Here is a 12,450-nt window from a genome sequence, read left to right as displayed (position 1 = left end):
ATCGTCAGTCTATATCCAGCGCCCGATCGCCCCGGTCGAGGATCAGCGGGATGATCAGATCCTCCTCGTCGGCGAGATGCCGGGTCAGCATCGCGATCAGCCGGCTGTTCTCGTCGGCATAGGCATCGGCAGCGAAGCGCTGCTTGTCCTCGCCTTCCTGAAGCGTGCGGATAAAGGCATTCGCCGCCTCGGCGTTACGTTCCAGTCCTTCATGGATCGTGTGGTGGTCGGCGTCGAGGATTTCAAAGCCGCGCTTGAGCCGCGCCTCCGCCTTGGCAAAGACCGGAAAATAATGATGGTCCTCGACATTGTGATGACCATCGAGATTTCCAAGAAAATGATTGAGACGCGGTGCGAACCAGCGCGCGAAATCGGGTGCCGCCAGCCTGCCTTCGCGATAGTCGCCAATGCCGTTGGTGAGCATGCCGCCGAGCTCGCGGAACATGTCGTGCCGCTGCAGCCACATATTGGCGATGCCGTGAACGTTGGCATGGCCCCGCCAGGTTTCGCGTGGATATTTCTCGGTCAGCCAGCGCAGGTCATCCGGCAAGCCTTTGCGTTCGAGAAGCAGGGATTTTGTAAATTCGGACATGACGGTTTCCTTAGCCATGATCCCGAAACGTAAAATCGGTCTTCGGAAAAGATCATGGCCAACATAAACCAGAGCGTCCCGATTTCATCGGGATCAGGCTCTGGTGACCATCATGTAGGGATCAGAGTCTCAGATCGGAACCCCGGTTACGCGCTCGATGAGAGCGATGCCCCAGACGCCACCAGCAATCACTACCGAAATCAGCACCGCCAGCGAGCCGCAATCCTTGGCGAGCTGGATGTCGATGTGGAATTCACGAGAAATTGCGTCACAGGCCGCCTCGATGCCGGTGTTCAGCACCTCGACCATGATCAGGAGCAGCACTGCGCCGATCAGCAGCGCGTAGCTGCGCCACGACACCGAAATGAACCAGCCCGCGGGCAAAGCCAGCACCAGCAGCATCAGTTCCTGCTGGAAAGCCTTCTCGCTAACGGCGAGCTTGCGAAATGCCCGCACCGAATTGATAAAAGCATCGATCAGCCGCTGCATGCTAGACCCCTTTGCGAACCACCGGCACGGGATAAAGCAACGGCCCGGTCAATGGAATAAGGCGTCTTGTCCAAAATTCATTCAGCGACCAGTATCGACGGCGTCGACTTTTCAAACTGCGGCAGCCCGTCGTGGATCGAATAATAGTCGCCCTTGTCGCCGACGAAGATATGGTATTCGCCCTTGAGATCTGTCGGCTTGTCGAACGATCCCGCCAGGACCGAAATGTAGTCTCGATCCCTCGGTTTCCAGAAAAGCACTGACCCGCATACTTTGCAGAAGCCGCGCCTGGCGAAGTCGGACGCCTCGTACCAGGTGATGTTTTCCGCGCCTTCGATCACGATGTCGGCGTCGGCGACATTGGTCGCGGCATAGAAGTGCCCGCTTTGTTTACGGCACTGCGAACAATGACAGTAGACGACGCCCCGCAGCGCGCCGCGCGTCCCGAAGCGGACCGCTTTGCACAGGCACGATCCCTGGTGACTGTCACTCATTTCGGCACTCCTTGAAGAACCTCGTCCATCATCGTCATCAGGATTCCAGCTTTGCGTTGGTTACGCGCAAGCAAATACGACTCCGACTGGCGTGACGATTTCGAAATTCAATTTCATTTTCAGCAGCGCGCCGCGAGGTTTCGAATTCAAAGCCGCCAAACTGCGTGTTGTCTCCCGATTGGTGGTGCGGAAATTCATGTCTCTACAGCCACAGGTAGAGAAAAACCCGTGGAAGTCATGCGAATTAAGGAAACTTTAGCGCTGACGCAATTATGGTCTCTTAAGCAAAGGTCGTGGGTGGGGACGCGTATCTTCGCAAGATGTTCTGGAATGTCGGCAGGCCACTCCCCAGTTCGGCGATCAGTGGACCCGCATATTCTGCGTCGGAATCCAAGGGAAGAGTGTATCATACATGCAGCCGGCAGCAGCACCAACCGAACAGAACACTGACATCGCATCCGCTGTTGTCGCGACGATGCGCCAGTTGGGCGTGCTCGGCCTGCCGCGCAATTACGAGATCTTCTATGAAGCACTGAGTGGCACCAATCGCGAGCTCAGCCTTGCGGTGCTTTCGCTGAACAGCCGGCCCACACAGGACGAGTTGGACAAGATCGGCCGTTCTTTCTTTGCCCAGAACCATGGCCCAGGCATCGTGGAGCATGCGCGGGACGTCATCGCCAGGGAACTCGAGGAAGTCGCATCGCTGTTGCGCAGCGAGCGCAGCCACATCGAGAAATACGGCAGGATTCTCGATGAGACATCGAACGGCCTGAACAGCCGCAGCCTGCTCTCCCAGGATCTTCTGCAAAAAATCGCCAACGCCATGTCGATCGCTACCAATTCGACGATCGACCACGGCCGACAGGTCGCCTCGACGCTCAATGACAAGACGGCGGAGCTCGAGAGCGTCAAGTCGAAGCTCGAGGAATACAAGCGGCTGGCCAACACCGATCCGCTGACCCAGATCTGGAACCGTCGCGCCTTCGACAGGGAAATCACCCGAATCTACAACAGCAACAAGGGCATCCTGTTCAATGCCTTGATCCTTGCCGACATCGATCGGTTCAAGGACATCAATGACCGGTATGGCCATCCGGTCGGCGACAAGATCATCCAGATCATCGCCGAGATTTTCCAGACCAGCATTCGCGGCGATATGTTCGTCGCGCGCACCGGCGGCGAGGAGTTCGCGCTGATCATCGAGGGTGCCAGCGAGGACGCCACCTACGAGATCGCGGAGCGCATTCGCGCGCTGATCGAACAGACGCCATTCACCAGCAGCCAGACCGGCATGAAATACGGTACCGTGACGGTCTCGATGGGCATCTGCATGGCATCCGAGGCCGACGGTCCCGAGGACCTTTACACCAAGGCCGACCGAGCGCTGTACCGCTCCAAGGTCAGCGGCCGCAACCGCGTCACCAGGCATTCGACGATGGCCGGCCGCTCCGGCAAGAGCTGGCTTCTCTACAAGAAGGACTGATGCCTCCTGTTCGTCGATCGCGCCGGCATCGGCGGAGGCACCAGCCATGAGCTGAAAAAGCAAAGGCGCCGGTTTCCCAGGCGCCTTTGTTTATCGGCCCATTTGGCCGAATCAGCCGTTGACGGCGTGCTTCTGCTGGACCGGATGGCTCTTCTTCAGCAGATCCGACACCAGGAAGGCCAGTTCGATCGCCTGGTCGGCATTGAGGCGCGGATCGCAATGCGTGTGGTAGCGGTCCTGCAATTCCTCGGCCGTGATGGCGCGCGCGCCGCCCGTGCATTCGGTGACGTTCTTGCCGGTCATCTCGACGTGGATGCCGCCGGGATGCGTGCCTTCGGCGCGATGCACCTCGAAGAAGGTCTGCACTTCCTTCAGGATACGGTCGAACGGCCGCGTCTTGTAGCCCGCGGCCTCGATCGTGTTGCCATGCATCGGGTCGGATGACCAGACCACGCTGCGGCCTTCCTTCTGCACCGCGCGCACCAGCTTCGGCAGATGATCGGCGACCTTGTCCGAACCGAAGCGAGCGATCAGCGTCAGCCGGCCGGGCTCGTTCTCGGGATTGAGCAGGTCGATCAGTTCCAGCAAGCCGTCAGGCGTCAGCGAGGGGCCGCATTTCAAGCCGAGCGGATTCTTGATGCCACGGCAATATTCGACATGCGCGTGGTCGGGCTGGCGTGTGCGATCGCCGATCCAGATCATGTGGCCAGAGGTGGCGTACCAGTCGCCCGAGGTAGAATCGACGCGGGTCAGCGCTTCCTCGTAGCCGAGCAGCAGCGCCTCGTGGCTGGTGTAGAAATCGGTCTCGCGCAGCGCGTAGTTGGTTTCCGAGGTGATACCGACGGCCTTCATGAAGTCCATCGTCTCGGTGATGCGGTTGGCCAGCGACTCGTATTTTTCGCCCTGCGGGCTGTCTGACACGAAGCCGAGCATCCAGCGATGCACGTTCTCCAGGCTGGCATAGCCGCCCTGCGCGAAGGCGCGCAAAAGGTTGAGCGTCGCCGCCGACTGGCGGTACGCCATTTCCTGGCGGGCGGGATCGGGAATACGCGACTTGGCGTCGAACTCGATGCCGTTGATGATGTCGCCGCGATAGCTCGGCAGCGTCACATCGCCCTTGGTCTCGTTGTCGGAGGAGCGAGGCTTGGCGAACTGGCCGGCAACGCGGCCCACCTTCACCACCGGCTGCGCGCCGGCGAAGGTCAGCACGACCGACATCTGCAGGAAGACCCGGAAGAAATCGCGGATGTTGTCAGCGCCATGCTCGGCGAAACTCTCGGCGCAGTCACCGCCCTGAAGCAGGAAGGCTTCACCGGCGGCGACCGCCGCCAACTGCTTCTTCAACTTGCGTGCCTCACCGGCAAAGACCAGCGGCGGAAAGGTGGCGAGCTGGGCTTCCGTGTTCTTCAGAGCTGCAAGATCCGGATAGGCGGGAACCTGCTTGATCGGTTTTGCTCTCCAAGAATTCGGCGACCATTTCGTCATCGCTGCACCAACGCTCTTTCCGAGCAATTCCAGGAAAGTATGAAACGGTTTTCCGTCCGGAATTGCGTCAAACCAACGAATGGGCGACCTCGCCCACACTATCTGCCCCGATATGGGGTGGCGGCTCCATACACGAAGCCGATTTCCTATTCTAGACCGGAATTTCAGCGCTGGCGAATGGGTTGCCGCACGCAAGACGGCCTGAAACCTCAGATCAGGCCGCCTTCTCCGCCAACTTCGCCAATTGCGTCATCACAACCGCGGATCCCGCCAGGCGTTTTTCGGCATTCGGCCAGTCGCGCACGAAGACGACACTGTGGTCTGGCCTGATCTTGGCCAGCGAGCCCTGCTCGCCGATGAATTTGACCAGCCCGACCGGATTGGGGAATTCGCGCTTGCGGAAATGGATGACGACGCCCTTCGGCCCGGCATCGAGCTTCTCGACATTGGCCTTGCGGCAGAGCGCCTTGATGAAGACGATCTTCAAGAGATGCTTCACCTCCTCCGGCAGCGGGCCGAAACGGTCGATCAGCTCGGCGCCGAAGCCATCGATCTCCTCGGTGCTTTCGAGATCGCCGAGACGGCGGTAGAGCGCCAGCCTGAGTTGCAGGTCGGGCACATAGCTTTCCGGGATCATCACCGCCGTGCCGACGGCGATCTGCGGCGACCAGCCGCCATCCTGAACCTCGCCGGAATCCTTCACCTCGGCGACGGCCTCCTCCAGCATCTGCTGGTAGAGCTCGAAACCGACCTCCTTGATGTGGCCGGACTGCTCTTCGCCCAGAAGATTGCCCGCGCCACGGATATCGAGATCATGGCTGGCAAGCTGGAAGCCGGCGCCCAGCGTGTCGAGCGATTGCAGCACCTTCAGCCTGCGCTCGGCCGTGTCGGTGAGCTTGCGGTTGGCCGGCAGCGTGAAGAGCGCGTAGGCGCGCACCTTCGAGCGGCCGACACGGCCGCGCAGCTGGTAGAGCTGCGACAGGCCGAACATGTCCGCGCGGTGGATGATCAGCGTGTTGGCGGTCGGGATGTCGAGGCCGGATTCGACGATGGTCGTCGACAGAAGCACATCGTACTGGCCGTCATAGAAGGCGTTCATGATGTCGTCGAGTTCACCAGGCGGCATCTGGCCATGAGCCACCGCCACCTTCAGTTCGGGGACGGATTCTTTCAAGAAATCATGAATTTCCGAGAGATCGCTGATGCGCGGAACCACATAGAAGGAATGCCCGCCGCGATAGCGCTCGCGAAGCAGCGTTTCGCGGATGACCAGCGGATCGAACGGCGAGATGAAGGTGCGCACCGCCATGCGGTCGACCGGCGGCGTGGCGATCAGCGACAGTTCACGCACGCCCGTCAGCGCCAGTTGCAGCGTGCGCGGGATCGGCGTCGCCGACAGCGTCAGCACATGCACATCGGTCTTCAGGTCCTTCAGCCGTTCCTTGTGCTTGACGCCAAAATGCTGCTCCTCGTCGATGATCAGCAAGCCGAGATTCTTGAACGAGATCGAGGATCCGAGCAGCGCATGGGTGCCGACGACGATGTCGACCTGACCTTCGGCCAAAGCCTTCTTCGTTTCCGCGAGCTCCTTGGCGCCGACCAGCCGGGAGGCCTGGGCGACGCGGATGGGAAGCCCTGAGAAACGCTGGGAGAACGTCTTGAAATGCTGGCGCGACAACAGCGTCGTCGGCACCACGACGGCGACCTGAAATCCTTCCATCGCCGCGATGAAGGCGGCACGAAGCGCCACTTCGGTCTTGCCGAAGCCGACATCGCCGCAGATCAGCCGGTCCATCGGCTTGCCGGCGCCGAGGTCGTCCCGCACCGAATCGATCGCTGTCTGCTGGTCGTCGGTCTCCTCGTAGGGGAACCGGGCGGCGAATTCATCATAGAGGCCTTCGGCCGGCACCAGCGGCGGTGCGGCGCGCATCTGCCGCTCCGCGGCGATGCGGATCAGCTGTCCGGCCATGTCGAGCAGGCGCCGCTTCAGCTTTGCCTTGCGCGACTGCCAGGCACCGCCGCCGAGCTTGTCGAGCGTCGCTTCGGCCGAATCCGAACCGTAGCGCGACAGAAGCTCGATATTTTCCACCGGCAGGAACAGCCGGTCGTCGCCGGCATAATGGATCTCGAGACAGTCGTGCGGCGCGCCGACCGCCTCGATGGTGCGCAGGCCGATGAAACGGCCAATGCCATGGTCGGCATGGACGACGATATCGCCGGCCGATAGAGCCGAAGCTTCGGCAATGAAGTCGGACGCGCGCTTCTTGCGCTTCGAGCGCCGGATCAGCCGGTCGCCGAGAATGTCCTGTTCGGCGACGACGACCAGCTTTCCGGTCTCGAAGCCGGATTCCAATGGCAGAACGGCCAATGCCGCCTGCCCCGGCTCAAGCTGTTCGGCCTCCGCCAGCGTGTCGACCTGTTTGAGATTGCCGAGATGATGCTCGGCCAGGATTTGCCCAAGCCGGTCGAGCGAACCTTCGGTCCAGCCGGCGATGACGACACGGCGGCGCGCCGCGCGTTCGTCGGCGATATGCCTGACGACAACATCGAAGACATTGACGTTCGGATCGGCGCGTTCCTCGACGAAGCTGCGGCCATGGCGTGAGCCGGCGTGATAGACTTTCTTGGCGCCGGCATCGGGCGCGTCGAAGGGCGTGAAATCGATCGCTTCGCGCGGTCCTAGCGAGGCGATCAGGTTTTCCGGCGAGAGGTAAAGCAGATCCGGCGCCACCGGCTTGTAAGGCACGGCATCCTTTAGCGCGCTGTCGGCCTGCTTCCTGCGCGCCTCGTAATGGTCGAGGATCAGCGTGTGGCGTTCGGCAAGCGCCTCATGAGCGAGATGGTCGAAAACTACGGGTGTGTCCGGCAGATAATCGAATACCGTCTCCAGCCGCTCATAGAAGAACGGCAGCCAATGCTCCATGCCGGCGAAGCGCCGGCCTTCGCTGACCGCGGCGTAGAGGCCGTCGTCACGCGACGGCGCGCCAAATGCTTCGATGTAGGCGCGGCGGAAGCGGCTGATGGTTTTGGGCGTCAGCGCCACTTCGCTCATCGCCTGCAGCGCCATCGACTTGCGCTGGCCGGTTGTGCGCTGGGTGGCGGCATCGAAGACGCGAATCGATTCCAGCGTGTCGCCGAAGAAATCGAGCCTCAGCGCTTCGGTCCAGCCGGGGGCGAACAGGTCGAGAATGCCGCCGCGCACCGCGAATTCGCCGATGCCGCGCACCGTCGGCACGCGTTCGAAACCTGACGTTTCCAGTCGGGCGATCAGCACGTTCATGTCGATCTGGTTGCCCGGCCTGGCATGGAAGGTCTGCGCCTCGACGAGATCGGCCGGCGGGACGCGCTGCAGCAAGGCATTGGCGGTGGTGAGGATGACGGCACGATGCGGCTTCTTCGCCAACGCGATCATGGCTGTCAGCGCGTCGAGCCGTTTGGCGGCGGCATCCGAACCCGGCGACACCCGGTCATAGGGCAGGCAATCCCACGCCGGCAGCTCCAGTACCGGCAGGCGGGGTGCGGCGAAGGACAGCGCTTCGATGATCGCCGGCAGGCGCTGGCCGTCCCGCGCCACGAACAGCACCGGCTTGTCGGGTGCGATTTCGAGGGCTGTCTGCACCAGGGCAAAGGCTTCATAGCCGTCGGCGACGCCATCGACGATGAACTGGCCGGCGCGGCCCTTCGGCAGGCCAATGGTTGGAATGAGGCTCATCAAAATCACGGTCTTGGTTGTCGCAATTCCGGACGGAAAACCGCTTCGCACTTTTCCTGGAATTGCTTGTGTTCAGAAAGTCATGGTCCGGCGGGACGCCAGGATTTTTTGCAGGACAGCACAATCGATATCCGCCGGAACGGGGCGCTCGCCGGTGACCAGCGGCAGGAATTCGGCGTCGGGAATGTCGAGGAGCCTCTCATATTGGTCGATTTCCTCGCCGGTCAAGGAACCGATCTCGGCGTCGGCGAACGTGCCGAGGATCAGGTCCATCTCGCGCAGGCCGCGATGCCAGGAGCGGAACAGGAGTTTGCGGCGGCGGGCATCCAGCCCCTCGCTTGATCGTTTCGTTCCGGTCATTGTGCCGCATCCTCGCTTGCTGCGGCGCATATAGCGTGGATAGAAGGTGCTGTCAGCCTTGCGCTGCGGCCGTCGCGACATAAGCTGACATCATGCGCCCATCCATCCTCGATCCGCTGTTTGTCCCGATCACTTCGCTTGCCGGCGTCGGGCCGAAGGTCGGCGCGCTGATCGAAAAGGTGGTAGCCGCCGATCTCGGCGATCGCGCCGCGCGCGCCGGCGATCTTCTGTTCGTGCTGCCGCACACCGTCATCGACCGCCGCAACCGGCCCGGCATTGCGCTTGCCGCCGAAGGCGCGATCGTCACGCTCGAGGTGCGCATCGATCGCCACCAGCCGCCACCGCGCGGCAACAGGTCGGTACCCTACCGGGTCTTCGCGCATGACGATACCGGCGAAATCGGCCTGACCTTTTTCCATGCCCACGCTGCCTATCTCGAAAAAGCAATGCCCGTGGGCGAGCATGTCGTGGTCTCCGGCCGCATGGAATGGTTCAACGGCCGCCCGACCATGGTCCACCCCGACCATATCGCGCTGGCCAGCGAAGCGGAAAACCTGCCGCTCGTCGAACCGGTCTATCCGCTCACCGCCGGCCTCTCGGGCAAGGTGCTGCGCCGCGCGATCGGCCAGGCGCTGGCGCGCGTGCCCGATTTGCCAGAGTGGCAGGATGGCGCTTTCATGCGCCGGCACACCTTTCCCGCCTTTGCCGACGCGCTTTCCCGTATTCACAATCCAGCGGACCCGATCGATGTCTCGGTTGACGGCGCCGCCTGGCGACGCCTCGCCTATGACGAATTTCTGGCAGGCCAGGTCTCGCTGGCGCTAGTCCGGGCAAAGGTCCGCCGGCTGTCCGGCCGTCCTTTGGTGGGTGACGGCAGCATCGTTGAGAAACTGCGCGCCGCCCTTCCCTATTCGCTGACATCAAGCCAGGAATTCGCGCTCGCCGAGATCAATGCCGACCTTGCCGACCCCGAACGCATGCTGCGGCTGCTGCAGGGCGATGTCGGCTCCGGCAAGACGGTTGTCGCACTACTGGCCATGGCGCGCGCCGTCGAGGCCGGCGGCCAGGCGGCACTGATGGCGCCGACAGAAATCCTGGCGCGCCAGCATCTAGCGACGATCGCGCCGCTTGCCGCCAGGGTCGGGCTGCGCATCGCCATCCTGACCGGCCGAGAGAAAGGCCGCGAGCGCATCGACACGCTGACCGGCCTGGCAAGCGGCGACATCGACATCGTCGTCGGCACCCACGCTCTGTTCCAGGAGACCGTTGCCTTCCATGGTCTGGTGCTGGCCGTCATCGACGAGCAGCACCGCTTCGGCGTCCACCAGCGGCTTGCCATCACCGCCAAGGGCGATGCGCCCGACATGCTGGTGATGACGGCAACTCCCATCCCGCGCACGCTGGTGCTGACCGCCTTCGGCGACATGGATGTGTCGAAGCTAACGGAGAAACCTGCCGGCCGCCAACCGATCCGCACCGTGACACTGCCGCTGGAGCGGCTCGATGAACTGGTTGGCCGCATGGTCGACGCCGTCGCCGGTGGCCAGAAGATTTATTGGATCTGCCCATTGGTCGAGGAATCCGAAGAGATCAAGCTGATGTCGGCCGAGGACCGTTTCACCTCGCTGAAACCGCTGTTCGGCGACCGGATCGGCCTCGTCCATGGCCGCATGAAGGGTGCCGAGAAGGACGAGGCGATGCGTGCCTTCAAGCAGGGCGAGACGCGCATCCTGATCGCCACCACGGTCATTGAGGTCGGCGTCGACGTGCCGGACGCCACCGTGATGGTCATCGAGCATGCCGAACGCTTCGGCCTTGCCCAATTGCACCAGCTGCGTGGCCGGGTCGGACGCGGCGACAAACCCTCGTCCTGCTTGCTGCTCTACAAGGATCCGCTTGGCGAGACCGCAAGACGCCGGCTGTCGGTGATGCGTGAGACCGAAGACGGTTTCCTGATTGCCGAGGAAGACCTGAAATTGCGCGGCGAAGGCGAATTGCTGGGCACCCGCCAGTCCGGCACGCCGGGTTTTCAGGTGGCGCGCATCGAGGCGCATGCCGATCTGCTCGAGGCCGCTCGCGACGACGCAAGGCTGATCCTGTCGCGCGACCCGGAGCTGCAATCCGACCGTGGGGAAGCGCTGCGCCTGCTGCTCTATTTGTTCGGTCGCGACGAGGCCGTTCGGCTTCTTCGCGCCGGATGAGGTCCTAGCGGCGGGTTGGCCACGGTTCCGTTGATTGGCTCGCCATTCAGCGTCACCACTTTGGTTTTTACTTCCGGCGCCACCAGTCCAGCCGACACGATCAGCTTTGCGCCGTCCTCGATCGTCATGTCCAGCAGCACGATGTCGGACTTCGGCACATACATAAGGAAGCCGGTCGTCGGATTGGGGGTGCAAGGCATGAACACGGCGATCAGCGGGTCGCCCTCCTGGTCAAGCTTCTCATTGATCTCTGTCTCCTTTTCGCTGGCAACAAACACCAGCGACCAGACGCCCTTGCGCGGATATTCGACCAGCCCAACCTGGCGGAACATGTCGCCCTTGTTCGACAGGACGGTCTCGAAAATCTGCTTCAGCGAGCCGTAGATGCCGCGCACCAGCGGCATGCGACCAAGCAGGCGCTCGCCGAAACCCACAATGGCACGACCGACAATGTTGGCGGCGAAGAAACCGATCAGCGTGATCAGGATAAGCGCGACGATCAGCCCGAACCCGGGCACCGGGAATGGCAGGTAGGTATCGGGGCTGTAGCGTGCCGGAATATAGGGTTTTACCCAGGAATCGACCCAGCCGATGAACGACCAGGCGATATAGGCGGTGATCGCCAAGGGCGCGCAGACGATGAAGCCCGTGAGGAAATAGTTCCTCAGCCGGGTCATGCCGGAGGTCTTCGGAGCATCGGACATGGTTCACCGGAGGCGCGGGTTGCAACGCAACATTAGTGAACCGGAAGCCGGTTTGGAACTGCGAAGTTTTTAAAGAGCGCTTGTTATGCCGCAGCCCCGAGTGGTTCGAGCGGAAGCCGCTTCCATCCTCGATTAGCCGAAACATCCTTCCCTTCGTCATCCACGGGCGAAGCAGTCGCGGAGCGACTGCGCAGACCCGAGGATCCATTCCGTGACGTGCGCCGAAGAATGCAAAACCTCAAGATTGTCGCCGGGCCGTCTGGCCGCTATCCCTTCGCTCGTTACGGGCTATGTCTACATGACTGCAAGCAGGAAGCGCGGCACCATCTACATTGGTGTCACAAACGATCTCGGGCGCCGGATGCCAGAGCACAAATCCGGTGAAGGCTCGCGCTTTACCGGGCGCTACGGCGTGCAGCGGCTGGTCTGGTACGAGGAATACTTCGACATTCGCGATGCAATTCAGCGCGAGAAGTCGCTGAAATGCTGGCCGCCAATGAAAGATCGAACTGATCGAAAAGGCCAATTCAGAGTGGTTCGAGCTTTTCCGTGGAATCGGATGGTAGCGCTCGGTTTTGCACCGTTTAGATCCGCCACAAAGGTCACGGAATGGATCCTCGGGTCTGCGCAGTCGCTCCGCGCCTGCTCCGCCCGAGGATGACGAAAGGACGAAACCTATTCCACCGTCACCGACTTCGCCAGGTTGCGTGGCTGGTCGACGTCGGTGCCCATGAACACGGCGGTGAAGTAGGCCAGCATCTGGATCGGCAGCGCGTAGATGATCGGCGAGATGATTTCGGGCACATCCGGCAGCACGATCGTCTCCATCGTGGTCACGCTCGCCTGCGCCGCCCCCCTGGCGTCGGTGATCAGGATGATCTTGCCGCCGCGCGCCGCCACCTCCTGCATGTTCGACACCGTCTTTTCGAA

The 12,450-nt window shown here is 62.0% G+C and carries 9 protein-coding genes and 2 pseudogenes; 3 read left to right on the top strand and 8 right to left on the bottom strand.

The genetic code is table 11. The annotated features are described in order from the left end of the window. Positions 1-4: 4 nt before the first annotated feature. From FJ934_RS22020 to FJ934_RS22010, 3 genes are all read right to left on the bottom strand, one after another. Positions 5-592 carry a hemerythrin domain-containing protein gene (locus FJ934_RS22020; RefSeq protein WP_140612390.1) on the bottom strand — a complete coding sequence of 196 codons (588 nt, stop codon included), beginning with the start codon at positions 590-592 and terminating at the stop codon, positions 5-7. 129 nt (positions 593-721) lie between these two features. Continuing rightward, positions 722-1,081 (bottom strand): diacylglycerol kinase, encoded by a 360-nt coding sequence (locus FJ934_RS22015; protein WP_140612388.1) that lies wholly within the window; start codon positions 1,079-1,081, stop codon positions 722-724. A 77-nt stretch (positions 1,082-1,158) separates the two neighbouring features. Next, entirely contained in the window at positions 1,159-1,575 is a 417-nt protein-coding gene (locus FJ934_RS22010; RefSeq protein WP_140612386.1) for a GFA family protein, read from the bottom strand. Between the two features lie 412 nt (positions 1,576-1,987). Between FJ934_RS22010 and FJ934_RS22005 the strand changes: the two genes are divergently transcribed. Next, complete coding sequence (locus FJ934_RS22005; RefSeq protein ID WP_140612384.1) at positions 1,988-3,058, top strand: diguanylate cyclase; 1,071 nt, start codon at positions 1,988-1,990, stop codon at positions 3,056-3,058. Between the two features lie 111 nt (positions 3,059-3,169). Here the strand turns inward: FJ934_RS22005 and FJ934_RS22000 are convergent, their stop codons facing one another. The 3 genes from FJ934_RS22000 to FJ934_RS21990 all read right to left on the bottom strand — a co-directional run bounded on the left by FJ934_RS22000 (position 3,170) and on the right by FJ934_RS21990 (position 8,615). Further along, the gene (locus FJ934_RS22000; RefSeq protein ID WP_140612382.1) at positions 3,170-4,543 is read right to left on the bottom strand and encodes a 3-deoxy-7-phosphoheptulonate synthase class II; all 1,374 of its coding nucleotides are present in this window, start codon (positions 4,541-4,543) and stop codon (positions 3,170-3,172) included. A gap of 214 nt (positions 4,544-4,757) precedes the next feature. Next, entirely contained in the window at positions 4,758-8,255 is a 3,498-nt protein-coding gene (gene mfd, locus FJ934_RS21995) for a transcription-repair coupling factor (protein ID WP_140612380.1), read from the bottom strand. 72 nt (positions 8,256-8,327) lie between these two features. Next, entirely contained in the window at positions 8,328-8,615 is a 288-nt protein-coding gene (locus tag FJ934_RS21990) for a succinate dehydrogenase assembly factor 2 (protein ID WP_140612378.1), read from the bottom strand. A gap of 92 nt (positions 8,616-8,707) precedes the next feature. On the opposite strand from FJ934_RS21990, the gene recG reads away from it, so the two are divergent. Beyond that, on the top strand, positions 8,708-10,816 hold the full coding sequence (gene recG / locus FJ934_RS21985) for an ATP-dependent DNA helicase RecG (protein ID WP_140612376.1): 2,109 nt from the start codon (positions 8,708-8,710) through the stop codon (positions 10,814-10,816). Here the strand turns inward: recG and FJ934_RS21980 are convergent. Further along, positions 10,768-11,520: a DUF502 domain-containing protein gene (locus tag FJ934_RS21980; protein WP_140612374.1), complete on the bottom strand. Its 753-nt coding sequence runs from the start codon at positions 11,518-11,520 to the stop codon at positions 10,768-10,770. The two genes, recG and FJ934_RS21980, sit on opposite strands and share 49 nt — an antisense overlap. A 298-nt stretch (positions 11,521-11,818) precedes the next feature. Here FJ934_RS21980 and FJ934_RS21975 point away from each other — a divergent pair. Next, positions 11,819-12,086: pseudogene (locus tag FJ934_RS21975) on the top strand (GIY-YIG nuclease family protein). A 109-nt stretch (positions 12,087-12,195) separates the two neighbouring features. Here FJ934_RS21975 and FJ934_RS21970 read toward each other — a convergent pair. Beyond that, positions 12,196-12,450 (bottom strand): annotated as a pseudogene (locus FJ934_RS21970) (glutamine--fructose-6-phosphate aminotransferase); the annotation flags it as partial.

It is taken from the genome of Mesorhizobium sp. B2-4-12 (assembly GCF_006441575.1).
GTDB lineage: Bacteria > Pseudomonadota > Alphaproteobacteria > Rhizobiales > Rhizobiaceae > Mesorhizobium.
The sequence above is the reverse complement of the archived record's forward strand: the minus strand, read 5'-3'. Positions and strand labels throughout refer to the sequence as shown.

What these genes read in the sequence shown, in the direction of transcription:
- mfd (WP_140612380.1), bottom strand. Translation starts at nt 8,255, where the DNA reads ATGAGCCTCATTCCAACCATTGGCCTGCCGAAGGGCCGCGCCGGCCAG.
- FJ934_RS22015 (WP_140612388.1), bottom strand. Translation starts at nt 1,081, where the DNA reads ATGCAGCGGCTGATCGATGCTTTTATCAATTCGGTGCGGGCATTTCGC.
- FJ934_RS21990 (WP_140612378.1), bottom strand. Translation starts at nt 8,615, where the DNA reads ATGACCGGAACGAAACGATCAAGCGAGGGGCTGGATGCCCGCCGCCGC.
- FJ934_RS22005 (WP_140612384.1), top strand. Translation starts at nt 1,988, where the DNA reads ATGCAGCCGGCAGCAGCACCAACCGAACAGAACACTGACATCGCATCC.
- recG (WP_140612376.1), top strand. Translation starts at nt 8,708, where the DNA reads ATGCGCCCATCCATCCTCGATCCGCTGTTTGTCCCGATCACTTCGCTT.
- FJ934_RS22000 (WP_140612382.1), bottom strand. Translation starts at nt 4,543, where the DNA reads ATGACGAAATGGTCGCCGAATTCTTGGAGAGCAAAACCGATCAAGCAG.
- FJ934_RS22010 (WP_140612386.1), bottom strand. Translation starts at nt 1,575, where the DNA reads ATGAGTGACAGTCACCAGGGATCGTGCCTGTGCAAAGCGGTCCGCTTC.
- FJ934_RS21980 (WP_140612374.1), bottom strand. Translation starts at nt 11,520, where the DNA reads ATGTCCGATGCTCCGAAGACCTCCGGCATGACCCGGCTGAGGAACTAT.
- FJ934_RS22020 (WP_140612390.1), bottom strand. Translation starts at nt 592, where the DNA reads ATGTCCGAATTTACAAAATCCCTGCTTCTCGAACGCAAAGGCTTGCCG.